The following is a 26,656-nucleotide window of genomic DNA, read 5'->3' as shown; positions in this document are numbered from 1 at the left end:
TTATTTTACTCTTTGAGCGAAGCCGCGCACCCAATTTGACAAAACAACAAACGGGCTGAAAATTAATTTGTTTTACTGTGCTAAATTTAGCATAATGGCTGATTTTCGATCTCAAGGGTCTTATGTCAACAAAATTGATTAATATCAAGGTCTTGGAAGAACTGGTTCATCAGGCGGAATTGAATCAGGAAGGAAAAACAGCGGATTACATTCCCGAGCTTGCCAATGTGAACCAGGATTTGACAGCCATTGCCGTGCATCCTCTGGGAGAAAGCCCGTTGTCTTACAGCAATCACCCGCTGCAACCGGTCACCCTGCAAAGTACCGGTAAAATGGTGCCTTTAATTGGTCTGCTGGAAGAGTTTGGCTTTGAACAGGTGTTTGAGTGGGTGAAAGTCGAACCCTCAGGCGATGATTTCGCCTCCATTACCCGCCTTGAGCAATTTGGCCCCAAACCTTCGAACCCCATGCTCAATGCCGGCGCCATTACACTGTGTTCGCGTATTCCCGGTACGGGCGAGCAGCAGTTTGCCTGGCTTGAACACTGGATACAAAAACTCTTTAATCAACGACTAACAATGAATCCCCTGGTCTTTGCTTCGGAAAAACGCACTGGCAATCGCAACCGCTCCCTGGCGTATCTCTTAAAGAGCCGCAACAATCTGGGAACCGACGTGATTGAAACCCTCGATTTGTATTTCGCCCTGTGTTCTTATGAAGCCATGCTTGAACAAATGCTGTTTTTACCGACGATGCTGGCTAATGGAGGGCGAAATCCGGAAACGGGCGAACAGGTCATTTCCCTTGAAACCTGTAAAATCACGCTGGCCATTATGGCTACCTGCGGCCTGTATGATGAAACTGGCACGCACATGGTTCGCACCGGCATGCCGGCGAAAAGCGGTGTTTCCGGTTATACCATTGCCTCCGTGCCTGGAAAAGCGGGCATTGTCGTCTTAAGCCCGCGCGTCAATCCGAAAGGCAACAGCATTCGCGGTGAAATCATGCTGGAAGGATTGTCCAAAGCCATGAACTGGCATTTTGCCTTGCCTTAGCACCAGGCGCGATTCCCGCGCTATTATCCACCTTCCGTCACATTCACCTGCGGCAATTCCTGCGTTGGACTTACAATATGAACGTAGGCTTCCTGCGTAGCCGCTGCATTGGTCAGTTTGAATAACTGCTCTCCCGGAGCAGGAGCAGTCAATAAATTGGAGACATCCTCAACATCTGCGCTGTGCAGGTTGATCGTATCCCCCGCCATCCCGCCATCGGCCTTGATTTGCAGAACAGAAACCTGAGTCCCATTATTCAACTCCAGATTAAGTTCACTGCCAGATGACAGCGCCAGCACGGAATCCAGTGTCAAGCTCAAGGTATTTTGGCCATGGCCGGTCATATCCACCTTTTCCCAGCCCGAATCAAAATGAGCCGTGATTTCCTGAGCGGTTAAATTCATGCCGTTCTGATTCAACTGCACAGTATCTATCCCCTGATTACCATTGACCTTGCCTAAACCATCCATGTTGTCGGGAATCAATACCACGTCATTGCCGGCGCCAAAATCAAAATGACCCTGGGCGTTAAAATCAATGAGATTGATAGGCAGCGTGTCATTGATCTGCACACCAAACTGCGTGACCGAAGTATCCACCAAACCGGTATCATCGATCACTGACACCTGCACATGCCTGACCACCCCTTCGCTGGCTTCACTGGCTACCGGCGTAAAGGTTAAGGTTTTGAGCATGAGTTCATAAGCGCCAACCGGGACGAGCTGGCTTGGATTTAAGGCAGTAAAGACGTAGGCATAATTATTCCCTGTGCCGAAATCCTGAAATTGCAGCACGTAATTCTCTCCGCCATGGTTAATGGTGACCTGCCCCAGCCCCATGTTAAAAACAACGTCTGCGGTAGAGACGAGATTAATGGCATCGCCGGCAATAAAGTCGCTGCTGCTGACCACAGCCTTGGTTAAAAACTGGCTGTCTGGATCGCTGACTGAGTCCACAATGGCGGCGCTGCCGGTGGTCAGGTTTTGAATATTGGCTCCGAGATCGACACTGAAAATGATGTCGTTGTAATCCCTGTCGCCGCCATTTTGTAAATCTTCAAAACCGACAATGAGCAAACCGCTGTAGGCGAGAAGCGCCGGATCCTGCTGATCAAACGTCACGCCGCTTAAGGCATGCCCTGCAGGAAATGACGCGGCATCGGTGTTTAAGCTTTTGTCGTGACTGAAATAGACATTACCAATGAGTTCAGTATTGCCCACTTTCACCCGCCCATTGTCAATGGAAACGAGGTTGTTCAAGTTCTCGATGGACGTGATGCCCTGGCTTGTGACTAAATTTTTAATGGTCACGGCATTGACATTGTTCACACCGTTTCTATCCAGATCAGCCCCGTCCTCAATCAGGAAAAACCCAATGCCCTGCCCGGCCGGAATCGTTGGGATATTGAACGTGTCCGATTGGTTTAAACCAAAGGCATTGAAGGTATTTTCAATTAAATCCGTACCGCCAACACCGGAAGTTACCACGGCAGACGCATCAAGCCAGATGAGACCCGCAGAATTGGCTATGATGTTTCCGGCAGCATCGTAGAGGTAATACCCCACCATGTTCTGATGGCCTGCGCCTTCGGAAACGAATTTGACTTGAACCGGGGTGGGTATTTCAATGAAGGTGTTGGTTAAATCCACACCATTGACTGGCACGCTGACCACCTGCCCTTCACGGCCTAAAGCCTGCAGTAATAAATACTCTGCCACTTCCGCATCACCATAAGGCTGCTGCCCCTGTTCCGTGCGGGTAAATTCGATGGTTTTACTGAGCAGGGTGATTTCGGGCGGCTCGACATTGTCAATTTTAATGGTTAACAACGCATTGTCCTGGTCGCCATCGGCATCCTGAATGGTATAGCCTATCTGGATTTGTTCATCCTGATTGACGTTGGCGGCAATGTAGGTGTAGTCGCCTGTGGCAAAATTAAAGGTTAATTCCCCGCCGAGCGCGTCAAACACCGTCAACTCATCATTGACGACACCAGGATCATCAAAACGATAGGTCTGATTGTCGACAGTAATGGATACAATGCGATGATCATGGGGGCCATCGCCGCCAAAGGCATCATTTTGCAGCACATTGCCGTTAACGGCATTGTTTAATTGCTGCTGCAGTGTCGCGTCCAGATCAGTCGGGTCAAGCACCTGAATAATTTCATCCCCGCTGTTACCCACGGCCGCGAGAGGTCCTGGATTAAACTGGCCAATGCCGACCGGAATCACGTTAATGTCGTTGGTGTCGACGAACGTCTGCCAGCTTGCCGGCGCACCGGCCGTGACGGGATTCGGGACACCGTCAGAGAGGAAATACACCACATGCTGGTAATCAGCGATGGGGGATGTCACCGCAATGTCGGATTCCAGCAGACCACGCGTGATATTCAGCGCGTCATTGTATTCCGTGCCTGAGCCCGGTATGGGATTTTCACTGACTTCAAGACCGCTGATAAAGTCCAGGGCCTCGTTAAGTTCGCCGTTTAAAATATCAAACTTTTCAGTGGCAAAAGCGCCTGTGTTGCCGCTACCTGACGCGAAGGGCACGATGGTAATAATGACCGCCCCGTTGTAATCCGCGTATTGATTGGTCAAATTAATCAGGGCTTCGCGGGCCAGAGCCAGTCGCGTTGTCGGACCGTCATCGGTGATGATGCGATCGCCCATGCTGCCTGAAACATCCACCACGTAGTAAATGTTCAGATTGGCAACCGGTTCTGTAACCGGGGCGCAGTCATTGACGGCAATGGGCAAATCGTCCTGCACATTGACGCCAAAACGGCCATCCAGAGACACGGTGTCGCCATCACCGTCCACGGCATTGATCACCGCGCCCAAGTTAATGGCTAAGGATTGGGTGTCATCATCGGTGGCGATTGGCGGAGAGGGATGATCCAGCGGCCCAGACAGAGTAAACGTGTAGCTGCCTGTCGCCTGATCCAGAGTAAAATCAAAAATAACCGCGCCGCCTTGATTCTGCGCAACAACGCTTGCTGTCGTACCATTCAGAAGAGACACATAACTGAGAGGCTCACCCTGGGAGGTTAATCCCATCGCGTCAAGCACCGCAGCAAAATCCGTTCTCAACTCAAACCCGCCCGAATGATCGGCACCAAAATCCACCAGGCTGTCCAGGGAGCCGGTTATTGTGTGGGTTTGCACCGGATCGGCATTGCCATTGGGCAAGGCATCCTCATTAACCACCTGTGCAGTATCCGTCTGATGGGTTAAGCGAGGACCATCGTCATCAATGGCGAAAAATCCCTGGCTGACATCGACGCTGTTTTGCGCCTGATCGCCATCGGCATCCGTGACGGTGGCCACTACAGCCAGAGTGCCCAAGGCGGCATGAAGGGTCGAAACATCATCAGGATTTTGGGTATCGGCATGCCAGACATTGATGTGCTGCGTGAACGTGACCACGCCGCTCTGACTGTCGATGGCAATGGTGAAATAAACCTCATTGTTGAGCTTGCCTTCAACGGTAGTGGCATTCAACTGTTCCAAACGAATTTCCTGACCCCTGCCATCCGGTTGGGACGAATCCACCGAATACAGCCCGGAGCCCGTGCCGGCAGCAGCATTGACATCCAAAGAATAATTCACCTGGCCTAAGCCATCCTCGCCCGGATGAATATCAAAAATCGGACTGTAATCCGCAGAAGCCGAGGCGGATACCGCAAGCTGGGTTTCATCGACGTTCAATCGCGGTGCTTCCAGCACGGCATCAATGGTAATGGCAGGACCATCGTCATTAATGGAAAAAATACCATTACCGAGGCCGATGATGTCGCTGACCGAATCGCCGTCGCCATCAATGGCGGTGGCTCTGATAAACAAATCGTTGACCTGTTCCGTGATTAAACTGGATAAATCATTGGCATCGAACGCATCGCCATGCCAGACGGATATATGTTGTGTGAATGTTACAACGCCCGTGGCAGCATCAACATTAATCGTGAAATATTCCAATCCATTGGCCATGCCGCGAATGACCCCCTGATCATCCACCAGTTGAATTTCAGTGCCTTTGCCCGTTGCTGCAGTCGTGTCAATGGTGTACAGGCCTGAACCGATCTGGTTGCTTAGAAGATCCAGTGAATAAACAAGATGGCCAGGATGAGCCGCGGTATTGTCCATGCCAAAATCAAAATGATTGGCAAAAGCGAAAGCAAAATCGGCCGTATCCACCGCGCCCTGCGTCGGGATGAAACTTTCATCGACATTGAGCCTTAAGATTTCCTGTTCGCCGGTACCCACAATCCGCGGACCATCATCAAAAATGGTCACTGTGAAATCGCTACTGGCGCGGGCGCCATCCCCTTCGCGGGTGGCGGTCATGATGACCGGAACGGTAATAAAATCATTGGGATCCTGGGGATTGGCATGTTGTACCGGCATAAGCTGCTTGAACTCAAGGGTAATGCCCACACCTCCAGCCGGAGGATGCACGATGATGGCCCAGGTACCGTCTGCAGCAGTCAGGGTATTGGTTTGCGCATTCCAGACGGCTGAGTGCCCATCAGCGGCATCCAGGCGTACCTCGCTTATCGCGCTGCTTGGCGTATTGGACTGCCAGCCCTGCACGACGGTCTGTAAGCCGGCCGTTTCATCAACCACGACCGGATTGGCATCCACTTCGAAGGGAGGCGGTAATTCACCGCCTGGCGGTAATCCAGGTACCCCCACCTCGCTTAATAAACTGTCCGCATCAAACAGGGTGACGTAATCTTCCCTGCCCTGGCTGTCAAAGCTGACGCCAATGGTGGGGTAACCGGCAGTCACGGCGCCTAAACCGTACATGGGATCAAGAATAAAGAAATTTCCCCCTTCACCCAGAAGCTCCTGGCCTGCAGCAGTCTCTGCCAATGCCTCAAGAATAAAGGTCGGATCAATCCCTTTCGCCAACGCTTCATCAATGATATCGCCAATTAACGATTCGGGGGTCGAAGGTTTGAGCAAAGGGGAAATGCCGTCAATGTGCAGCGGCTGGTTCAGCGACAAAGCGGTGGGAAAATCCTCCGTGAGGAGATGAATGTAAGCGTTACCGCTTAGCAGAACCAAGGTATCCCCGTCATGAAGCGGGGTACCCAGCCTGACCATCTCATTGTGTCCATTACCAGAATTTTTAATCAGAATGCCTTCGAGTCCCTGAACCACTCCGGATGCAGTCTGTACAGCCATGTGTGATAAACCTTAAAAAGCAGCAGTTACTTTATTAATATAGTCTATCCACAGGCCATTTGGTCATTTATTAGTCAAGTTCTGCTTTCTTACCGGTCATCGGATGAACCGAGCCTAAATATTGTCCCTGTCCCCAGTGCAGATTCAGGCTTTTTAATGTCAGCCATTGCTTGTCAGACTCGATTTGGGTGGCTATCACACGAATATCGAGGGTATTGGCCATTTCATTGAAATAATGAATAAAAAACTGCTTGTTCTGGTTTTCCTGAATATCCTGAATCAGGCTGCCATGCAATTTAAGGTAATTCAACGGCAACTGATTCAGGTAGTGCATGGGCGAAAAATGAATCCCCACCTGATCGACCCCGATTTGCACACCCAGTTTCTGCAGGCTTTTAACCAGCACCATGACCTGGCTAAAATGATTAAGCACAATCAGTTCGTTGAATTCAATGTTTAATTTCTCAAGCAGGTGCGATGGAATCTGTGCTAACTGTTTCAGGTATTGCTTGCGCAGTTCCTCATCCACGACGGTGGATTCGGTGATATTTAATGCAATGTCATGCGTATTGAGCAGGCCTTTGTTGATCACCTCCTCCAATACAAAGTGATCAATCTGGGGCGCCAGTCCATTGCGAATGGCTAAGGGCATGAAATAACCGGCGCTGATTAAATCCTCGCCCAAGGCCATGCGCACAAAAATTTCCTGATGCAGCATCCTTTCGCCATTGGTTACTGCCTGTCCAAAAAGCACCAGTTGGCGGTTGCTTATCGCCTGCAACAGATCGTCTTTGGCAATATTGGCTGGGTTATGAGTCGGTAAATTGTCGCTGTAAGCCAGCCCATCCACCGCTTCTCTGGCGGTCATTAACACGCTGTCCACCTCCGAAAGCAGCGTGCGCGGCGTCTGATGCAATTGGTAGGATGTCGCCGCCAGGACCAGACGGCAACCGAATTCCGGTGTTAAGAGCTTTTGCAGCGATTGATTGAAACTGTCGCACTGGCTGACAAAATGCGCCGCGTCATTTTCTTTGACCAGAATAGCAAAACTGCTGCCGCCGATACGGGCAAGGAGGGTTGATGCTGTCTCTTTCCAGAATCCTCTGCAGGCTTTAGCTACGAGTTTGACGACATTATCCCCCTGCTGATAGCCGGCATCATGATTCAATTTATCCAATCCATCGATAACCACCAGAATCACAAAACCCGGGGAAAATTCTTCGTCGTGATTGAGCAGCGCGGAGAGCTGCTGCAGAAAATAGCGGCGGTTGCCGAGACCGGTCAGAGAATCCTGAAACGACTGATGCCGCAGCGTTTCCATCTGCTGCAACTGATCATTAAAAATTTTCTTAATGCGCGTCACCATCTGGTTCATGGCAAGAGTCACTTTTTTTAATTCCCTGGTCCCGGGAATGGTGGTTTCTATGGGGAACTCTTTCTCCCCTATCGCCTCCGCCTGTCGGGTTAAACGCTTTAACGGCGTGAGCAGCCAGCGGATAAACCAGTAGACAATCAGGAGTGCCAAGGCCATGAACACACCGTACCAGATGGATAAATCCATGGTATTTAACCACAGCGCATCCACTGCATAGCCGGTGTCGCTGCTGACTAGGACTTCACCGACCTGATTCCAGCCATGCATCACGGTGGCGGATTGCACGGTGGACGGCCACTGGATTAATTCATGAAACCAGTCTGGCGCTCTTCGTTTTCGTTTTGTGGCGTACCGGGCTACCAGCAATTCGCCGCGGATGTTGCGGACTTCAATCATGGCGAAATAACCCCGATCAAACACCGCCTCCACCATGGACAGCACCGATGCCTTGTCTCGGGTATAAAGTCCATGCGACAGGGACAGGCCGAGTGATGTGGCAGTATCCTGTGCATTGCTGTTCATTTGCTGAATAAAGAAATTCCTTTCATTGTTGAATGTGATTAGGAAGGTCCCGATAAAAATAACGAGGAGTAAACCTAAAACACCCAAAGCCATTTTTTTGGTTAATGTCATGGAGCATCACCTTTTTTCATGCGTTGTATTACTTGCCGCCATTTGCTCAATTGCGAAGCATTTCCCAGCGGTTTATCCTGGCCGCGCTGTTTGGCGAGCCATAAGCCCTTACCGTTAAAACTGTAAATAGGAACAAGATCCGGTCGTTTTGACGCCGGCAGGATGTCGGAAACGAGATTATCAAGCACCAGCGGCTCGGATTGCGGCGTTGGGTAGTAAGCCAGTACCATATGAGCCTGATTGAGCGTCACTGATTTCACGTAAGTGATGCGCAGGGTGTTAATGGGTAAATCAAGGGCCAACAGCGTAAAATATTTCGCGATGGAAAAATCTTCGCAATCCCCGCTGCCATCGGCAATAAACTCTTCAGGGGTTTTCCAGTAATCGGTGACCCCCTGATAACCTGAATCTTTTTCAAAATGAAACTGGTTAAAAAAATCATTGGTGACTTTGAGTTTGTCAAGCGTCGTGCTGTTTTGATGAGTGCGAATCAATTTTTTCCAGGTTTTAAACCGCAAAACCTGGGCCGAGTCATGGCTTGTGTTTGGATTACTGTCAGTTAAAGCCAGACGAATGCTGTCGCTGCCGGCCATAACAGCAGCAGACAGAGGCCATAAGAGAAGCAAAGCGATAGGAATAACATCCCTAAGCGTGCTGAGTATTCTTTTTAAACGTGACCAGCACTCCCTGTACATGGGCAATTTCCTTCAGCCTTTCCATCCCATTTGCCGCGTGACCTCGATATTCATAAGGGCCAATATACACACATTCCCCCCCATTCACGGTTCTGGAGAAGGCAGTAAAGCCAAGGCCATTTAAGCGATTCACCAGGGCCACCGCATTGGCCTTGTTCTTAAAGAAGCCGGCTGACACGTACCAGACCATGGGCGATGGCGGGGTTGGCACTTCGGTATTTTTCATAACGATGGCTTTGGTTAATGGCGTGGTTTCCATATTTTTAACAGGATGCGCCAGAGCGAGCGGGCGATCCGTATTGTCTGGATACGGCACACCATCCATGTTTTTATCCAGTAGAACATGGGTTTGCGCGGAACTGAAGACATCATTGTTGACCACGTTTTCCGGCAAGCGCATGTGCAGATAGGGCAGTAATCGTCCCATGCCGTTTAAAATACGGTAACGGGAATAAATTTCATCGTTTTGACCGCGGGCGTATTGAATCTGGGCTTCATAATACTCATTCTGGGAGTCAAGCAGGTCAAGCAGCGTCCGTTTGCCTACTTTAAATTGTTCCTGATAAGCCCCTCGGGTTCGCTGGGAGGAAAGAACATGGCGTCGCAGGGGCTTTAAGCGATGGCCGGCAGCAATCCAGGCATTCCAGGACAAACGAATCGATTCCCGTAAATCCACGAGCGATCGGTTTTTCACTTCATAGGCTTCCTGGACCTGATACGCCGTCAACTTCACGTTGGCCACGTCCGAGCCGCCACGGAAAACATTGTAATTCATACGCACCATGGCCAGTTTATCATCATTTGGCCCAATCAATCCGTCAAGATTTCGGTTTTTGGATGCGCTAAGCACCAGATCGAAATGAGGGACATAAGCCGCTCTTGCCACTTCGTATTGCGATTTGGCTTCTTTGATGTCGGCATAGGTTGATTTGACCGTGGGATGATGATCAAGCCCTTTCTCAATCGCCTGAGTCAATGTCCTCGGTAACTCACTGCTTTTAGGGATGCGCGGCCATTGCAGGTTCATGGGCCAACTGCCGACCACTTTGGCGAAGTTAATCCTCACTTCCCTTAAGTTGGCTTCCGCACTGATTAAATTGGCCTCAGCCAAAGCCAGGCGTGCAACCGCCTGATCCACTTCAGCCTCACGGGTAAGGCCGGCTTCCTTGCGGTCGCTTATCAGTCTGAAGACAGAACGGTGCGTCTGAAGATTGGTTTTGGCATAGCCGTAAAGCTTTTCATGCAGCAGGACCAGCAGGTAGCGGTTGACCACATCAAGCGCCAGATCTTCGGCGATGCCCTGGGTTTTTAATTTCTGGGCCTCGTAGAGGTGTTTATTTCGCTTAAGCTCGTTGACAATGCCGCCGCCGGCATACAGACTCTGGCGTAATTCCACTAACGACTCCTGCCGGGTTAATGTACGTCTACCCGGGCCGTCAATGGCCGTTGTCGTTGGGTTTAAGCTTTGTTCACGGCCATAACCTGCCGTTACATCGACGCTGGGGTAATAAGCGCCCCTTGCCTTGTCAATGCCCTGACGCGCCGACAGGCCTTTGGCAGTATTAAAAAGAACATCGGGATTGGAAATCATGCTGTGCTGCACCGCTTCGGCGAGTGTTTGTGCGTTGGCTTGAAGAGCAGTAACCAGTGCAAGGAGTGCTATGGAGTACTTATTAAACATCCCTATAATCCCTGGAATAATAATTTTATTACAGTAAAACAAAGATTAAATAACATCAACTATTTTTCTATTTTCTCACTTTTTGGTAAGCTGTTTTGCAATAATTTCATCAATTTTGAGTCTAATCTTGTCAACTTTAACCGTCAGCCAGCTTAACCGTCAAATCCGTTCCTGGCTTGAACTTGACATGGGCGAGGTGTCGGTGGTGGGCGAGCTGTCCAACCTCAGCAAACCCGCGTCCGGACATTACTATTTTACCCTGAAAGATGCCGCGGCCCAGTTACGCTGTGTTTTCTTTCGCAATCACCATACGCCCGATGCCCGCCAGTTCCGCGACGGCCAGCAGGTCATTGCCCGGGGTAAACTAAGCCTGTATGAAGCCCGCGGCGACTATCAGCTTATTGTTCAGGAACTGACGGATCATGGATTAGGCGAGCTCTACCGGCAATTTGAGTTGCTGAAAACCCGATTACAGCAGCAGGGCCTGTTTGATCCGGCCCGTAAAAAAGCCATCCCTGCCTTTCCGCACACCATTGCCGTTGTGACCTCGGCAAGCGGTGCAGCCCTGCATGATATTCTCGCGACATTAGCCAGACGCTATCCCATTGCCCGGGTGCTCGTGTATTGCTGCGAGGTTCAGGGTAAAGGCGCCGCGGCCCAGTTGATTAATGCGGTGAAAAAAGCCAATGCCGATGGCCAAAGCCAGGTGATGATTCTTGCACGCGGCGGCGGCAGCATTGAGGATTTATGGGCATTTAATGACGAAAAACTGGCCATCGCCATCCATGACAGCGCCATCCCCATTGTCTCAGGCATTGGCCATGAAACGGATTTTACCATTGCTGATTTTGTCGCGGACTTCCGGGCAGCCACACCCACTGCGGCGGCGGAAAGCGTCACGCCCAATCAGCAGGATCTGCTCAAATTCATTGGTCTTGCCGCAACCCGTATGGTCATGACCTTAGACAGACTCATTCAGCATCACCAGATGCAACTGAGTCATCGCCTGGCCGCCTTGAGCTCGCCGGAACAATTGATTTACCGCTACTGGCAGACCCTGGATCACCTGCAGCAGCGATTGCAATTGTATGGGCAACGCAGCCTGTATGCCTTAAAAAACCGTCTGCAGGTTGCTCTCTTAACGCTAAAAGGCCAGAATCCACAAACGGGAGTCCGTCAGGCTTTGATTGCGCGCCGACAACTGGAACAACGCTTGCTTCAGGTCATGGCACATCGCATGGCCGCCATGCGGCAAACGCTATCCCTGCAAATGAGCACACTGAATGCCGTCAGCCCTTTAGCCACACTGGAGCGAGGGTATGCCATTGCCACCCATCAGGGGAGGATTGTCTTTCGCTCCGGGGATGTTTCTTCAGGCGATGAATTGACGCTCAGGCTGTCGCAGGGAAGCTTGATTTGCCAGGTCACTCAACTCATTGAATAAGGAGAAGGACAATGCGTTTTCTTTCCCGTCTCGTGGCCCTTGCCATGATCTCAGGCCGGCTGTTTGCCGAGGCAGCTTACCTGCCTGAAAACCATTCCGTCAATGGCGGGTTAACCATCATCCCCATCGACATCAAACAGCAGCCGCAGGTCTATTACCACGATAAAAAAATCCCCGTGCTGCCAAGCCCCAATGCCAATCAGTGGCTGCTCATCGTCGGCATCCCGCTGGACACTACCCGGGCAGTGGAAAATCTCACGATCACGCATCCCGTACGCTCAACCATCCCCTTTCAGGTCAGCCAAAAATTCTATGCCACCCAGCAACTGAAAATCACCGATCCCCGCAAAGTGGATCCTTACGAGGAAGACAGGGCCCGAATCACCAAGGAAGCACAGGAAATGGCGGCGCTCTTTACCGGCTTTACTGCGGCCAATCCTTTTTCACAAGGGTTTAAAGCACCGGTTCACGGACCTGTCAGCAGTTTGTTTGGACTCAAGCGGGTTTATAACAAAAGCCCACAGGCACCGCACTCCGGGCTTGATATCGCCGCACCGGAAAATACCCCGATCACCGCGTCTGCCAAAGGACAAGTCGTTGCCGTTAAAGACTATTTTTTCACCGGCAATACGGTCATTGTCGATCACGGGATGGGAGTCTATTCTCTCTATGCTCACTTAAAAGCCATTGCCGTGAAGGAAGGTCAATGGCTCAATCAGGGCGATAGCATAGGCACTGTAGGGAAAACCGGTCGTGCTACCGGCCCGCATCTTCACTGGTCGATGATAGTCAATCAGACGCTTGTTGATCCGCTGCTCTTTGTCCCCTACCGTCTGATCACGGTCGTGCCCGCCGCTTCCAATTCGGCTGCAAAAAGGAGAAACCACCTGCATGCTTAATGAACTGACTCAAAGCTTAAACCTTATCATTAGCCAGACTCAGGCGAATTTAAAAACCTTAAGCATCATTGTTGCTATTCCCTGGCTGGTTTTTGCAGTAAACGAACTCCTGGGTAAACGCCTGCTTTTATTGGGCATTCTGCCCCGGCATCTGCGCGGTTTACCCGGTATTCTCTTTTGCCCTTTTCTGCATGCCAATTTTAATCATCTGTTTTTTAATTCCATCCCGCTTCTGGTATTGAGTAATTTTATTTTAATCAATGGCTTAACCTATTTTATTCTGGTAAGCCTTCTCATCATGCTCATCAGCGGACTGTTGATCTGGTGTTTTGCGAAGCCTGGACTTCATGTCGGGGCCAGTTCGCTGATCACGGGCTATTGGGCCTTGCTGGTCAGTGATATTGTGCAGCATGGAACCTTAACCACGTTGATACTGGGTATTCTCTCGGTCTATTATTTTGCCGGTATTTTCTTTGGTATTTTCCCGGGTAAAAAAGGCGTATCCTGGGAGGGGCATCTGTTTGGATTAGTCGCAGGGCTTGCAACAGGGTTTTTTCTGCCGTCGATCCTGAACATTCTGGTAGGCTAGGCCTGCTCTCCATTTAAAGTTTAGGCTGCCTTTCTTCAGCGATTCCTTCGCTGGCAAAATGATTTTTAACGACGGGGCTCGCATTGTAGGTGATGTACCAGCCGCTCCCGCCCGGGTCGGCTTCGACATCAATGAACGTCAATTGCATCTTGCTGTTGATTTCCGCCAGAATTTCTCTGGCAGCGTCTTCGTCTGCAAATAATTTGGATTTCAAAAACGTGCCATTCTCATCATTCGCCAGTTTAAAACCAGCGCCGGAGTATTTGAGTAAATGGATGATTCGGTCTTCCACGGTGGGGGAATGCATAATCGAACTCCTGCGGAAACTCTATTAAGTATAGCGTATGCGCTTATTTCTGGGCGCGTTTTACCTGTTGAGGCTGTTCGTGCATGCCGGTTCCTTTTGCCACGGTGATTTGATTGCGGCCATTTTTTTTGGAGCGGTAAAGCGCCTTGTCTGCCGCCTCAATGAGCTGCGCCTGACTTTCGCCATGATCAAACATAAATGCCACTCCAAAAGACGCAGTCACTTTCAGGGTTTTGCCGTTGACGTTAAACAACATGTCGCTGATGAGCTGCCGGAATCGTTCCACCCGGTCAAGCACCTCCTGCTGACTGGCGATATCAACCAGGAGCAATAAGAATTCTTCGCCGCCGTAGCGGCAGGCAATGTCTGTCTGTCTGATTTGCTGCAACAGGTAGCGCGTGACTTCCACCAGCACCATATCGCCCGCATCATGGCCATAACTGTCATTGATTTTTTTGAAGTGATCAAGATCCATCATGATAACCGCGAGTTGATTGGCATGCCGTTTTGCCCGTTCAATTTCTCGCGCAAAGGATTCCTCAAGATAAGAACGATTATACAATCCCGTCAACGGATCACGGATGGAGCGAAGCCTTAACGTATCGCGTAATTTAATATTGGCCAGTGACGAGGCAATAGCTTCCGAAAAATTAATAATCAGTGATTCGTGTTCTTCCACCAGATGATTAAAGTTATCCTCGTTCATGCCTTCACTGTGTTTCAATTCAAGATAAAGCAAGCCGACATTGTCATTTTGTGCCTGCAGCGGCACACAAAGGTATGAAGGGATAACACGCGACGTACGCAGATGCTCGCAAATGACGCTGTCGGTGCGGCTGTGAAAACGGTGCAGCTGCCCGCGGCGTAAAGCCCAACAGGCTTCCGGAGAAATAACATCCTCCTCATGCACACAGAGCTCGCCCCATTCGATGGCAAGGTCCAGGTAATTGCGCGAAGGGTGAGAGAGATACAGGCGACCCGCCGTAGACGGAAGAATTTTTTCTGCATAAATGCGGATGGGACTGAATGTTTCTTCAATGGAAAGGCAGGAATGCAGGGTGCTGCTTAACAGGTTTAAATAGGAAATCGCCCGGTTATGCTGTTTAATTTCAGCCATCGAGTGGGTCAGCTGCAGATTCGTTTTCTTCATTGCCTTTTCCATTTCAAAGCGGGCCGTAACATCTCTTGACACCAGGGCCACACCCGTCGCGGTCCCGCTTGAATCGCGCGTCGTACTGTAGGTAATTTCATAAATTGTTGGAGTCAGGCCGCTCGCGCCAATTTTACGGATGATTTCAGCACGCGGACTGGCCAGGGCATCGCCGAGGTTTTTCAAAAAAATCTGCTCTTCCGGCGAATCCGTCAGCGCATTTTTTAAATTAAGGCCGTAATCCACCGCCTTACCGAACAAATTGCTGAAACATTCACGAAAAGCTTCATTAAAGATGATGAGGTTAAACTGATCGTCAATGGCAGCGATGCCATCGGTCGTTGCGCCAATGATCCCTTTTAACTGGTTTTCAGCCTGCTTGCGCCGCCGGTTAATCAGCACCGCCTTGCTGTATTGCAGATTAAAAATGACTAAAAAAAGCCCGATAACCAACGAGGTGCTGATTAAAGTAAACAAGAGGAATTTTTTGGTAAAGGCGGAATTATCCGTCAGCGCCTGATTGCGCAGGTCGAGCAAAATGAACTCTTCATTTTGAATATTAATGGCGAGACGCCTGATTTCTGTGGATAGCGACGCCCCTTTATCACTGGCAATCAGTTGTTCCGCCGCTTCTTCTCCCTTTAATGTGTAAGCCGCGAGAACCTGTCGATAGAAAATCACCCGCTCATCCAGCAGTCCTGATAACTGATCGAGACGTTTTATCTGATGCGGGTTATCGTGAACCAGCAATTTCAACCGTTTAATCTGGTTGCGTGCGGTTTGAATGTTTCGCTCAAACGACACAAGATTATTGCGGTTGGCGGTAATAATATAGCCGCGAAGATCGTTTTGCATTTCAAGGATTCGGTTCCATAACTCGCTGGCTAAGTAAGTCACTTTATGGGTATGGAGAACCGTTTTATTGGCATCCAGTAATTGCTGGATTTGATAATAACCGCCAAGATTGATTGCACCTTGCAGGAGCAGCACAATAATCATGAAGCAGTTTAATAAAATCCTTTTATTCACCATGCGGTTTATTTGATCGATATGCGTCTTATTTCAGTATACACCATGGGGCATGGATCTTTTCCGCAAGCCCGCTATACTGGAACAGGTCAATTGGACGTTATTCACTACAAGGAACACGTTATGAAAATAAAAACCATTGCTTTATTTGCAGCCTGTTCAATGATTTCAGCCGCCGCGTTTGCCAACTGGACTTGTTTTGTCGCTAACAAGCGTGGGGAGCACTGGTCCTTTTCGGCGCCCACTCAGGAAGGTGCGCAGGCCATGGCCAAAAATGTCTGCGATGCCAACAGCATCAACCCGAATAATTGCAATCCGACCTGCACCGACAATGGCGTAGCCGGCGGACGCTGGCATTGTGTGGTCAGTAATTTAAAAGGCGATCACTGGTCTTATTACGCTCCCACCCAAGAGCAGGCCAACAACCTGGCAAAATCCGCCTGCGACGCCAACAGCATTAATCCCAACAATTGCAATCCATCCTGCGTGCCTGAATAACGGGCGCTGGCCAAAGCCGTTTAATAACGCTGCTTTGGCCTCCTTTTTTGTAGTATACTTGCCTACCTGCTTATTTACTGTTTTAACGCCATGGCGATGTCTGTTCTTCAATTCCCTGCCCAGGAAAAACAACAAACCTGGGGGCAACTCTACGGTTGCAGTCTGCCTCTGGCCGTAGCGGAGTATTGCCGTCAGCAGAAAGGCATTCAACTCCTCATCACCCCGGACAATCTGACCGCCGCCCAGCTTCTGGCGGAATTGCAGTTTTTTTATCAGGACACCGACAATCCGCCGGAGTTATTGATTTTTCCGGATTGGGAGACCCTGCCCTATGATCAATTTTCCCCCCATCAGGACATCATTTCCGAACGCCTGCTGACCCTAAGCCGTATCGGCAATGCGACGCACGCGTTAATCATCACGTCGGTCAATACCCTGATGCACCGTCTGTGCCCGCCGCAATTTCTGCACCAGAATGCTTTTGTTCTGAGCACAGGACAAACGTTAAATACCGACCAATTCCGGCAACAATTGCAACAGGCCGGTTATCATTGCGTCAATAAAGTGCTTGAACATGGCGAATACGCACTACGAGGGTCGATTATTGATGTTTATCCCATGGGCAGCAGTCAACCCTTTCGTATTGAATTGTTTGATGATGAGATAGACAGTCTACGATTGTTTGATACTGAAACCCAGCGCACCATCAGTAAAATCAACGACATTCACATTTTGCCGGCGCGCGAATTTCCTTTAAATGAACAGAGCATTACCCATTTTCGCCGGGCCTTCAGAGAGCGGTTCACGGGTAATCCAAGTTTATGCCCGGTGTATGAAGCCGTCAGCGACGGCCAGGCCCCTTCGGGAATTGAGTATTATCTTCCTTTGTTTTTTGATAAAACCGTAACCCTGTTTGATTACCTGCCCGTCAATGCTTCGGTGTTGCTGCTGGAAGACATTCCTGAGCGGGCAGATCAGTTCTGGCAGGAACTCTGCCAACGTTATGAGCAACGCAATTACGATGTCACCCGCCCCATTTTAAGCCCTGACCAATGTTTCGTCCGGCCCACGGAATTACTGACTCTGGCCAATCAATTTCAAAAATTACGCGCTTACCATCAGCCCAGCGATAAAAAAGGGGCTTTTAACTTCCCAGTCGACAAAGCGCCTGCCTTGCCGATTGAGCGGCAAAATCCGGTTCCGCTGAACAGGCTCGTGGATTACCTGAAGTCGCCTGAGCGGCGGCATTTAATTGTGGTCGAAAGCGCCGGCCGCCGCGAAGTGCTGCTGGATTTAATGAAAGAAAGCGGGCTTAACGCCAAAATTCAGCCGTCCTGGCAGGCCTTTTTAAAGGACAGCGGCAGCCTGATTAATATCACCACCGGCCCACTCATCCATGGCATGGAATTACCGCAACAAAAGCTCGCGGTCATTGTAGAGGCGCAATTGTTTGGCGAACAGGCCGTCCCGCAGCGTAGAAGCGGCCAGAAAGCCTTAGATCCCGATTTGATTATCCGCGATCTGGCGGAACTTCGCCTTGATGCACCAGTGGTTCACCTGCAGTTTGGCGTTGGCCGTTACCAGGGTTTAAAAACACTGGAAAGTAACGGCACCATCAATGAATTTTTAGTGTTGTCCTACGCAGGCGATGATAAAATTTACGTGCCGGTCACTTCGCTGCACTACATCAGCCGCTACACCGGCCAGGACAGCGAGCATGCCCCCCTGCATAAACTGGGCAGCGATGTCTGGCAAAAAGAAAAGAAAAAAGCCGCCGATAAAATTCATGATGTGGCCATTGAATTGCTGGAAATATATGCCAAACGCGAAGCCAAACCCGGTTTTCAATACCAGTTCAACCAGGGCGATTACCAACGGTTTGCCAGCGGTTTTCCCTTTACTGAAACGGCAGATCAACTCCGTGCCATTGAAGAAATTATTGGCGATATGCAATCCCCACGCCCGATGGATCGCCTGATCTGCGGCGATGTGGGGTTTGGCAAAACCGAGGTGGCCATGCGCGCGGCTTTTGTGGCGGTTCAAAATGGCAAGCAAGTGTGCGTTCTGGTGCCGACCACCCTGCTCGCAGGCCAGCATTTCGAAACATTTCGCGACCGTTTCGCCGAATTTCCAATCAATATTGAGCTGTTGTCGCGTTTCCGCAGTGCCAAAGAATCTGAAAAGGTCATGGAATCCTTAACAAACGGTAAAGTGGATATTGTCATCGGCACCCATAAACTGTTCTCCAAAGACATTGCGTTTAAAAATTTAGGATTGCTCATTATCGATGAAGAACATCGGTTTGGAGTCAAACAAAAGGAACACATCAAATCCTTACGCACCCACATCGACATCCTGTCAATGACTGCGACCCCTATCCCGCGTACTTTAAACATGGCCATGGCGGGCATCCGTGACATTTCACTGATTGCCACACCGCCCGCCAAACGGCTGGCCATTAAAACCTTCTGGCAGGAAAAAAGCGATGCCCTGCTGCGTGAAGCCCTGCTGCGTGAAATTCTTCGCGGCGGTCAGGTTTATTTTTTACACAATAACATTCAAACCATTGACCGCATTGGTCAGGAATTGCAGGCCCTGGTTCCTGAGGCCAAAATACGCAGTGCCCACGGGCAAATGCGTGAACGGGAACTGGAAAAAATAATGTCTGATTTTTACCATCATCGTTTCAATGTCTTAGTCTGCACAACCATCATCGAAACCGGGATTGATATCCCGACCGCCAATACCATCATCATCGATCGCGCTGACAAGTTCGGTCTGGCTCAACTGCATCAGTTACGCGGCCGCGTCGGCCGTTCACATCATCAGGCCTATGCCTACCTGTTGACACCCAATGAAAAGGCCCTCACCCCCGATGCAGTGAAACGGCTGGAAGCCATTGTTTCTCTCGAAGATTTAGGTGCCGGTTTCACCTTGGCCACCCACGATCTGGAAATCCGCGGCGCCGGCGAATTGCTGGGAGAGGATCAGAGCGGCAACATGCAGGCCATTGGATTTAACCTGTACATGGAAATGCTCGATAGAGCGGTAAACGATCTGAAAGCCGGAAAAACGCCGGAATTGGCCGCTCCCATCCATCAGGGACCTGAAATTGATTTGCGCTTAAGCGCTATCATTCCCGAAGATTACATAGCTGACATCCATACCCGGCTCATCATGTACAAGCGCATAGCCAATGCCAAAAACAAGGATCAATTGCGAGAATTGCAGGTGGAAATGATTGATCGCTTTGGCTTGCTGCCGCAACCGGTCAAACAATTGTTGTTGATTACCGAGTTGAAATTGCTGGCAGATAAATTAGGCATCACCAAAATCAATGCCGCTCAGCAACAGGGGAAAATCGAATTTGGCGACGAGCCTCGCATCGATCCAGCCGCCTTAATCAGCCTCATTCAATTGCAAGCCAGGCGCTACCAGTTGGATGGCCCAACCAAACTGAAATTCACTTTGGATGCCACCCAGCCAGAAGAGCGGATTCACGAGATTTCAGGACTCCTCGTGAAACTGGCAGGCAATACCCTGGTTGAAGCTTAAGTTATTGCCAAACAACTGAAATTCACTTTGGATGCCACCCAGCCAGAAGAGCGGATTCACGAGATTTCAGGACTCCTCGTGAAACTGGCAGGCAATACCCTGGTTGAAGCTTAAGTTATTGCCAAACAATAGTGTGCGGTTCAGAAATAGCACCCTTGATGAGATCCAGGTAGTTAGATTCCACCACACGCCGCTTCACTTTGAGTGTGGGAGTTAATATCCCGTTTTCCGGCGACCAGGTATCCCGGGAGACAATGATATGGCTTATTTTTTCATAATTCGCCAACTTTCGATTCACCTCGTGCAGATTATTCTGCAACAGGTGTTTCAACTCGTCCTTGCCTTTGCTGCGGCCCAGCTCATTCAGAGTGATAATGAGGACATTATTGGGCAACTCGCGCCCAACAATGCACAGCTGCTCAATCAGGGAATTAGCGGCAAATTGTTTTTCAATGGGGGCAGGCACAATGAATTCGCCTTTCTGGTTTTTAAAATTCTCAGACAATCGGCCTACGATTTTCACATTCTGATGCTCATCCAGTTCGGCAATATCACCCGTACGCAGCCAACCGTCCTCCGTGAATGCCTGCTTCGTCGCTTCAGGCTCTTTGTAATATTCTTTCATTAAGCAGGGTGAACGAATCAACAACTCCTGATTTTCACCTTCCTTCACCTCGACCTGCAAACGCGGCGTACCCACATAACCTAAACGGCGTTGATTGAGCATGGTAAAGGTGGCATAGGCTAAATTTTCCGTTTGACCATACCCTTCCTGAATCAATAGGCCCAGCCTGTCAAAGAATGTCAGGATGGAAACCGGCAAATGCGAAGCACCGGAAAAACAATTCACACACTGTCCCAAACCCAGACTATGCCTGATTTTGCGTTTAATCAGCGTCGAAATCAGCGGAATTTTTAGCAGGAGGTTTAATTTGGCCGGCGGCAATTTCTGTTCAATTTTCTGTTGGAACACGCCCCAGATTCGCGGCACAGCGGTAAAAAAGGTGGGCTGCACCTCCCTCAGGTTTTCAGCAAATTTCTCAAGGCTTTCAACAAAAGACACATCAGCCGGAATCGTCACACTGCCCAATTGAATGGCTGTTCGCTCATACACGTGGGCTAAGGGTAAATAGGAAATCAACCGGTAATGATTGAGTTGACGGATACGGTTGATGTCCTGCGGGTACAGGGCCAGGTAATTGGCAATGGTGCCATGGGTATACACAGCCCCTTTGGGAACGCCTGAGGTCCCGGAAGTGTAAATAATGGTAAATAAATCGTCCGCCTCGATTTCTGGAAGCTCACTTAAGGGAGCATGCTTTAAAACCTCGGCCCAGGAAGTCCTGGTTTTCATGTCGGGATGGTAATCGAAACTGACCGTATGACGATCCGGTGGAATGTAATGGCAGACCCGATGATGATCATCCAGCTTGCCCAGAAAAACCAGCTTCACTTCGGCATGTTGCAAAATGTAGTTAATGCTTTCCTGATGTTGATTGGCAAACAGGGGCACATTCACCAGACCAGCCAGGCTGATACCAAAATCGGTAATAAACCACTCGGCGCAATTTTTAGAAAAAATCGACACCCGATCGCCTTTTTTAAGCCCGCTCTCAAGGAGAAAACGGGCAACCTTCCGCGCTTGTGTCACGACATCTGCCCAGGTGTACTCATGCCATTGGCCTTGGCGGGGCTGGCGCAGATAAATGCGCTCAGCAAACTGCCGCTCATTGTGCAGCAGCCATTGGTTGAGGGTTTTGCCTGATGATTGCGTGGACATGTTCACTCCCTGTCAATCGCTTACTGGTTAAGTATAGTCAGTTATCAAGCAATAATAAGGCCAGGTTAACGGGTGCCGCCAATGGTTAAGGCATCGATTTTTAACGTCGGTTGTCCGACACCGACCGGTACCGATTGACCATCCTTGCCACAGACACCCACGCCGCGATCCAGGGCCAAATCATTGCCAATCATACTGATTTTTTTCATGACATCCGGGCCGTTACCAATGAGGGTCGCGCCTTTCACCGGACGGGTTATCTTGCCGTTTTCAATCAGATAGGCTTCGCTGGCGGAAAACACAAATTGCCCTGAGGTGATGTCCACCTGGCCGCCGCCAAAATTAACGGCGTAAAGACCGCGCTCCACAGAAGCAATGATTTCTTCAGGATCATGCTGGCCGGCCAACATGTAGGTATTCGTCATGCGGGGCATCGGCAAATGGGCGTAGGATTCTCGCCGGCAATTGCCGGTGGGTTTCATGCCCATTAATTTGGCATTCAGCTTGTCCTGCATGTAATTGACCAGCCGTCCATCGTCAATCAGCGTCGTGCATTGTGTGGGCGTGCCTTCATCGTCCATGGTCAGGGAGCCGCGGCGATCGGGCAGGGTGCCGTCATCAACAACCGTGACGCCTTTTGCCGCCACCTGCTCCCCCATCCGTCCTGAAAAGGCAGAAAGCCCTTTACGGTTAAAATCGCCCTCCAATCCATGACCAACGGCTTCGTGAAGCAACACGCCTGGCCACCCCGGGCCAAGCACAACCGGCATGGTTCCAGCGGGCGCGTCCTCCGCTTCGAGGTTAATTAATGCCTCACGCACCGCCTCGCGAGCGTAATAAAGCGCGTTCTCCTTTTCCAGAAAATAGGAATAACCAAACCGTCCGCCACCGCCGGATCGGGCAGATTCGCGACGGCCGTTTTTATCTTCGACAATGACACTGACATTAATACTGACTAACGGGCGGATATCGGCCTGCAAATTACCCTGCATGCCGGCCACCATCACCACTTCATAGCAGCCGCTTAATGAGGCATTGACCTGAATAACGCGGGGATCAAGCCGGCGGGCTTCTTTATCGATGGCTTCAAGCAGCGCGATTTTTTCCTGCTTGGTCATGCCGTCAATCGGGTTAATACCGGCATAGCGCGCAATGGGCGAGCCTATGATCGGCACGGGTTCAAAGATTTTATTGGCGGAAAAGGCAATGGATCGCGCCGCATCCGCTGCTCTTTCCATGGCAGGCAAAAGAATGTCATCGCAATAGGCATAACCGGTTTTTTCACCGCTTACTGCACGAATACCCACGCCCCGATCGATGGAATAGCTGCCGCTTTTGACTTCAGAATCTTCAAGATACCACGATTCGTAGCTGCTGCTTTGAAAATACAAATCCGCATCGTCCACATGACGGCCAGCCATCGAGCGAATCAGTTTATCAATTGCCGATTCATCCAGGGAAGCGGGTTTTAAGAGTAACTCTTTTGCAATGGACAATGCCTGAGTCATGATTGCACCTTTAATTAATACCGAGAAGGACATGGTGGGTGTTACAGGGAAATTGCAGCCGCAATTGTTTTAAACGCTGCAAGTCAATCTCTGCCGTCACCATGCCGGGGTTGTCTTTTTGTTCAGCCACAATTTTACCCCAGGGCTCAACAATCATGCTGTGACCATGGGTGTGGCGGCCATTTTCATGAACGCCGCCCTGATTGGGGGCGAGTACATAACATAGATTTTCGATAGCACGAGCCCGAAGCAGCACCTCCCAATGAGCGGCGCCCGTAATCGCGGTAAAAGCCGAAGGGACAGTGAACAATTCCGCGCCGCGCATCGATAATTGCTGGTAAAGTTCAGGGAAGCGCAAATCATAGCAAACGCTGAGACCAAGGCGGCCAGCCGGAGTATCAACCACAACCACTTCATCGCCCCGCTCCACGGTATTGGATTCCTCGTGAGCTTCCTGCGAGGACACCCTGACATCAAACAGATGAATTTTGTCATAACGGGCCGCACAAAGGCCGTGATCGTCAAAAACCAGCGACGACGCACGCACCCGGTGATTCAAACCTTTGATGGGAATGGTGCCGGCAACAACCCAGATGCCGTATTTTTTAGCCAGCGCACTGACCGCCTGCTGAATCTCTCCCTCGCCATACCGTTCAGCAATCGCCAGTTTATCGGTTTCATTCATGCCCATAAACGCAAAATTTTCCGGCAAAACCAGCAAATCCACCTCGTGATCGCGGGCTTTGGCGAGCCTTTTTTCGACCTGTTGCAGGTTATCCTGAACCGAGGCCGAAGACCGCATTTGCACAACAGCCACTCTGGACATAAGTTCACCCCGAAATAAAATAGCATTTTACACTTATTTTATAACAGATTGCGATTGTTTAGGGGCGTGAAAAGGAGGCATTCGGATCTTGCCAGTGTAAAGACATCCCTATAGACTTGAAATCATGCAGGACGGCCATATCTATGCTAAAATAAATGTAACTAATGTGGAGTGATACATGAATAGAGACAACATGACTGTTATCAGTCAACGCAGCGAGTCGGTACTTGCAACAAACAAAGTATTACGCAACACCTATCTCCTGCTGGGGATGACGTTTTTGTTCAGCTGTTTTACAGCTTACCTTTCCTTTGCCTTTCAGGCGCCGCCGCTTAACATTTTTGTCATGTTGATTGGTGTTTATGGTTTGATGTTCTTAACTCAGGCCTTACGCAACAGTCCTTTTGGCATTCTGGCGGTTTTTGCCTTTACCGGTTTTCTGGGATACACCTTAGGCCCGATCCTTAACTTCTACATTGCCAATTTTTCCAACGGGCACCAAATCATTACCACGGCTTTAGGCGGTACCGGTATGATTTTCTTTGCCCTGTCCGGTTATGCCTTAACCACCCGAAAAGATTTCAGCTTCTTAGCCGGTTTTCTTTTCATTGGTACGATGGTCGCCGTATTGGCGATGATTGCCGGCATTTTCTTTAACATGCCTGCACTGCAGTTAACCATTTCTGCCGTGTTCATGCTGCTGGCTTCAGGATTAATTCTGTTCCAAACCAGTGAAATCATCCACGGGGGCGAAACCAATTACATCTCAGCCACCGTCAGCCTGTTCGTATCCATTTACAACCTGTTCGTCAGTCTGCTCCAGTTACTGGGTGCTTTCTCTGGCGACCGCGATTAACCACCGTCTCCTCACCTGAATCCCGGGATGCTTCCGGGATTTTTTTTCAACCCACTGCCGCTTGGGCGTGCGCTTAATCCGGCCTTTGCAGTCGCTGTTCTAATTTATTGGCGCGTTGTAATATCATCTCTCTGAAGGGACTGTCTTCCAGATGTTTTTCAATAACGTCAATCATACTGCTTGTTTCTTTCAAAACCAGACTTGGGGATAAGCCCGCCTCTTCAGCCATTTGTTCAATATGTCTTGGAAATAAACCCTCAAATTCATATTTGCTGCCAATCTTCATAGCCATCTTGGTCGTGAGGCTGGAATAATAAACCGTAGAAATCATATCGTAGAAAGGGGCTAAACGAACATTTTTTGCCGAGTATAATAAAGAAAAATTCTTACCGTGGGCATCATTGTTACCAATAATCAGATTAAACAAGACCCCCTGCAACAGGATTTTTATATCAATTGCTGGAATACTGGAAGCATACTTTAGCAATTGAAAACACTCTTTTAGACCTGGTCCCCCTTCGCGCTGGTATTTTTTTTCAGAAGGGATCCCCATGGCCTGGCAAAAATCTTCCTGATGCAGACGTTGAATAGTATTTCCCTGCACAATACGATCATAGCGTTTTACCAGTAAATACGGCACGTCCTCCGCATAGCACAACTCGGCTTCAACTGCATTTAACCCTATTTTTCGTGCTAAATTCAGACAAAACCATTCATTTTCAATAAGGGAAGGAAAATCACGATTAATTGGTTTTAAAATGTGTGTGCTGGGTGCCCCGTTCATGGGAATCGCAAGATGACCATTAATAACTGCAACAGCTAATTTATCCTGTGCGCCAGCCAATGACAAGCGTATCCCATCCTCTCCAGCGAGTAAGGGTTTTTGCACCATGGTTTGTAAAATCTCCACCACCGCATTGTCGTCAATCAGACGATAGTCTGGTTTTAAATCCGTAAAGTGCATTGATGGGGGGAGTAAACTCACAGCGCCGGCGCATTCTCCGCCGATGGCAGCCAACAGGGCAAAGTCATTTCGTTCACTGATTCCCAACTGCCTGGCAATGGAAGCCCGTAAATGAGATTCAGGCAAAATACCGTTAAAAAAGGGGCGGCATTCCTTCGCGGCAAAAGCCTTTTTTTGCAGCGGCAATGATTGTGATAAGGGTAAACTTTCCTTTGCACCCAGGTAATTCTCATCATAGACAAAGAGCATATCGCCGTCGTTGTCTATGGACAACTCCCCGGTCAGAGTCTGATTAAGATAGACATCCAATGTTTTAATCTGCATTGTCCATCTCCTCATGGGTTAAATGACATTGAATTCCCAGTATCTGCAGTACCTTAAGTACCTTGCCTATTTCGCAGGTGGGTTTACCCTTTTCCAGCTCAATAATAAAACGAACCCCCGTTCCGGCTGTCAAGGCAATGTCTTTTTGGGTGAGGCCAAATTTTTTACGAACCGTTTGGATAACTTCGCCAATATCCTTGGAAGTATGAATCATTATGTTGCCGTATTAATTCCCGTACGGGAAGTTTATTGGAAATTAAACCGTAAATCAAGGAAATATTCCCGGGCGGGAATATTTG

Annotated in this window: 18 protein-coding genes; 7 read left to right on the top strand and 11 right to left on the bottom strand. The window is 49.6% G+C overall.

The annotated features are described in order from the left end of the window. Positions 1-122: 122 nt before the first annotated feature. Positions 123-1,055 (top strand): glutaminase A, encoded by a 933-nt coding sequence (gene glsA, locus Lrub_RS06175; protein WP_058531296.1) that lies wholly within the window; start codon positions 123-125, stop codon positions 1,053-1,055. A 23-nt stretch (positions 1,056-1,078) separates the two neighbouring features. On the opposite strand, the gene Lrub_RS06170 is transcribed toward glsA, so the two are convergent. The 4 genes from Lrub_RS06170 to Lrub_RS06155 form a co-directional block, all read right to left on the bottom strand. Next, on the bottom strand, positions 1,079-6,244 hold the full coding sequence (locus Lrub_RS06170) for a DUF5801 repeats-in-toxin domain-containing protein (protein WP_058531295.1): 5,166 nt from the start codon (positions 6,242-6,244) through the stop codon (positions 1,079-1,081). A gap of 70 nt (positions 6,245-6,314) precedes the next feature. Further along, entirely contained in the window at positions 6,315-8,252 is a 1,938-nt protein-coding gene (locus Lrub_RS06165) for an EAL domain-containing protein (RefSeq protein ID WP_058531294.1), read from the bottom strand. Beyond that, the gene (locus tag Lrub_RS06160; RefSeq protein WP_202813745.1) at positions 8,249-8,947 is read right to left on the bottom strand and encodes a transglutaminase-like cysteine peptidase; all 699 of its coding nucleotides are present in this window, start codon (positions 8,945-8,947) and stop codon (positions 8,249-8,251) included. Before Lrub_RS06160 ends, Lrub_RS06165 begins: the two co-directional genes overlap by 4 nt. Continuing rightward, positions 8,898-10,628, bottom strand: a complete 1,731-nt coding sequence (locus tag Lrub_RS06155; RefSeq protein ID WP_058531292.1) for a TolC family outer membrane protein — start codon at positions 10,626-10,628, stop codon at positions 8,898-8,900. The genes Lrub_RS06160 and Lrub_RS06155 overlap by 50 nt, the downstream gene beginning before the upstream one ends. A 115-nt stretch (positions 10,629-10,743) precedes the next feature. On the opposite strand from Lrub_RS06155, the gene xseA reads away from it, so the two are divergent. The 3 genes from xseA to Lrub_RS06140 are packed head-to-tail and all read left to right on the top strand — an operon-like array spanning position 10,744 to position 13,560. Beyond that, the gene (gene xseA / locus Lrub_RS06150) at positions 10,744-12,072 is read left to right on the top strand and encodes an exodeoxyribonuclease VII large subunit (RefSeq protein WP_058531291.1); all 1,329 of its coding nucleotides are present in this window, start codon (positions 10,744-10,746) and stop codon (positions 12,070-12,072) included. An 11-nt stretch (positions 12,073-12,083) separates the two neighbouring features. Beyond that, positions 12,084-12,971 (top strand): M23 family metallopeptidase, encoded by an 888-nt coding sequence (locus Lrub_RS06145; protein WP_058531290.1) that lies wholly within the window; start codon positions 12,084-12,086, stop codon positions 12,969-12,971. Beyond that, positions 12,964-13,560: a rhomboid family intramembrane serine protease gene (locus Lrub_RS06140; RefSeq protein ID WP_058531289.1), complete on the top strand. Its 597-nt coding sequence runs from the start codon at positions 12,964-12,966 to the stop codon at positions 13,558-13,560. Before Lrub_RS06145 ends, Lrub_RS06140 begins: the two co-directional genes overlap by 8 nt. Positions 13,561-13,573: 13 nt before the next feature. On the opposite strand, the gene Lrub_RS06135 is transcribed toward Lrub_RS06140, so the two are convergent. Together Lrub_RS06135 and Lrub_RS06130 are read right to left on the bottom strand one after the other, a co-directional pair. Next, positions 13,574-13,867 (bottom strand): hypothetical protein, encoded by a 294-nt coding sequence (locus Lrub_RS06135; protein ID WP_058531288.1) that lies wholly within the window; start codon positions 13,865-13,867, stop codon positions 13,574-13,576. 43 nt (positions 13,868-13,910) lie between these two features. Beyond that, positions 13,911-16,049, bottom strand: coding sequence for a diguanylate cyclase (locus Lrub_RS06130; protein WP_082651453.1), 2,139 nt, complete (start codon positions 16,047-16,049; stop codon positions 13,911-13,913). A gap of 42 nt (positions 16,050-16,091) precedes the next feature. On the opposite strand from Lrub_RS06130, the gene Lrub_RS06125 reads away from it, so the two are divergent. Next, entirely contained in the window at positions 16,092-16,544 is a 453-nt protein-coding gene (locus Lrub_RS06125) for a hypothetical protein (RefSeq protein WP_133134014.1), read from the top strand. Between the two features lie 90 nt (positions 16,545-16,634). Then, a complete protein-coding gene (mfd, locus tag Lrub_RS06120; protein WP_058531285.1) occupies positions 16,635-20,099 on the top strand; it encodes a transcription-repair coupling factor in 3,465 nt (1,154 codons plus the stop codon). Positions 20,100-20,214: 115 nt separating this feature from the next. Here the strand turns inward: mfd and Lrub_RS06115 are convergent, their stop codons facing one another. From Lrub_RS06115 to Lrub_RS06105, 3 genes are all read right to left on the bottom strand, one after another. After that, the gene (locus tag Lrub_RS06115; RefSeq protein WP_058531284.1) at positions 20,215-21,879 is read right to left on the bottom strand and encodes an AMP-binding protein; all 1,665 of its coding nucleotides are present in this window, start codon (positions 21,877-21,879) and stop codon (positions 20,215-20,217) included. A 65-nt stretch (positions 21,880-21,944) separates the two neighbouring features. Continuing rightward, positions 21,945-23,387, bottom strand: coding sequence for a metalloprotease TldD (gene tldD, locus Lrub_RS06110; protein WP_058531283.1), 1,443 nt, complete (start codon positions 23,385-23,387; stop codon positions 21,945-21,947). A 10-nt stretch (positions 23,388-23,397) separates the two neighbouring features. Then, positions 23,398-24,213, bottom strand: a complete 816-nt coding sequence (locus Lrub_RS06105) for a carbon-nitrogen hydrolase family protein (protein WP_058531282.1) — start codon at positions 24,211-24,213, stop codon at positions 23,398-23,400. 178 nt (positions 24,214-24,391) lie between these two features. Between Lrub_RS06105 and Lrub_RS06100 the strand changes: the two genes are divergently transcribed. Further along, positions 24,392-25,069, top strand: coding sequence for a Bax inhibitor-1/YccA family protein (locus Lrub_RS06100; protein WP_058531281.1), 678 nt, complete (start codon positions 24,392-24,394; stop codon positions 25,067-25,069). A 73-nt stretch (positions 25,070-25,142) separates the two neighbouring features. On the opposite strand, the gene Lrub_RS06095 is transcribed toward Lrub_RS06100, so the two are convergent. Both Lrub_RS06095 and Lrub_RS06090 read right to left on the bottom strand, forming a co-directional pair. After that, on the bottom strand, positions 25,143-26,357 hold the full coding sequence (locus Lrub_RS06095) for a type II toxin-antitoxin system HipA family toxin (protein ID WP_058531280.1): 1,215 nt from the start codon (positions 26,355-26,357) through the stop codon (positions 25,143-25,145). After that, the gene (locus tag Lrub_RS06090) at positions 26,347-26,571 is read right to left on the bottom strand and encodes a helix-turn-helix transcriptional regulator (protein WP_058531279.1); all 225 of its coding nucleotides are present in this window, start codon (positions 26,569-26,571) and stop codon (positions 26,347-26,349) included. The genes Lrub_RS06095 and Lrub_RS06090 overlap by 11 nt, the downstream gene beginning before the upstream one ends. Positions 26,572-26,656: the final 85 nt, after the last annotated feature.

The sequence above is a fragment of the Legionella rubrilucens genome, assembly GCF_001468125.1.
In the GTDB taxonomy this organism is placed as follows: Bacteria; Pseudomonadota; Gammaproteobacteria; order Legionellales; family Legionellaceae; genus Legionella_C; species Legionella_C rubrilucens.
The sequence above is the reverse complement of the archived record's forward strand: the minus strand, read 5'-3'. Positions and strand labels throughout refer to the sequence as shown.

Coding starts and splice junctions, on each gene's coding strand:
- glsA (WP_058531296.1), top strand. CDS start 123: ATGTCAACAAAATTGATTAATATCAAGGTCTTGGAAGAACTGGTTCAT.
- Lrub_RS06170 (WP_058531295.1), bottom strand. CDS start 6,244: ATGGCTGTACAGACTGCATCCGGAGTGGTTCAGGGACTCGAAGGCATT.
- Lrub_RS06165 (WP_058531294.1), bottom strand. CDS start 8,252: ATGACATTAACCAAAAAAATGGCTTTGGGTGTTTTAGGTTTACTCCTC.
- Lrub_RS06160 (WP_202813745.1), bottom strand. CDS start 8,947: ATGTACAGGGAGTGCTGGTCACGTTTAAAAAGAATACTCAGCACGCTT.
- Lrub_RS06155 (WP_058531292.1), bottom strand. CDS start 10,628: ATGTTTAATAAGTACTCCATAGCACTCCTTGCACTGGTTACTGCTCTT.
- Lrub_RS06145 (WP_058531290.1), top strand. CDS start 12,084: ATGCGTTTTCTTTCCCGTCTCGTGGCCCTTGCCATGATCTCAGGCCGG.
- Lrub_RS06140 (WP_058531289.1), top strand. CDS start 12,964: ATGCTTAATGAACTGACTCAAAGCTTAAACCTTATCATTAGCCAGACT.
- Lrub_RS06135 (WP_058531288.1), bottom strand. CDS start 13,867: ATGCATTCCCCCACCGTGGAAGACCGAATCATCCATTTACTCAAATAC.
- Lrub_RS06130 (WP_082651453.1), bottom strand. CDS start 16,049: ATGGTGAATAAAAGGATTTTATTAAACTGCTTCATGATTATTGTGCTG.
- Lrub_RS06125 (WP_133134014.1), top strand. CDS start 16,092: ATGGGGCATGGATCTTTTCCGCAAGCCCGCTATACTGGAACAGGTCAA.
- mfd (WP_058531285.1), top strand. CDS start 16,635: ATGGCGATGTCTGTTCTTCAATTCCCTGCCCAGGAAAAACAACAAACC.
- Lrub_RS06115 (WP_058531284.1), bottom strand. CDS start 21,879: ATGTCCACGCAATCATCAGGCAAAACCCTCAACCAATGGCTGCTGCAC.
- tldD (WP_058531283.1), bottom strand. CDS start 23,387: ATGACTCAGGCATTGTCCATTGCAAAAGAGTTACTCTTAAAACCCGCT.
- Lrub_RS06105 (WP_058531282.1), bottom strand. CDS start 24,213: ATGTCCAGAGTGGCTGTTGTGCAAATGCGGTCTTCGGCCTCGGTTCAG.
- Lrub_RS06100 (WP_058531281.1), top strand. CDS start 24,392: ATGAATAGAGACAACATGACTGTTATCAGTCAACGCAGCGAGTCGGTA.
- Lrub_RS06095 (WP_058531280.1), bottom strand. CDS start 26,357: ATGCAGATTAAAACATTGGATGTCTATCTTAATCAGACTCTGACCGGG.
- Lrub_RS06090 (WP_058531279.1), bottom strand. CDS start 26,571: ATGATTCATACTTCCAAGGATATTGGCGAAGTTATCCAAACGGTTCGT.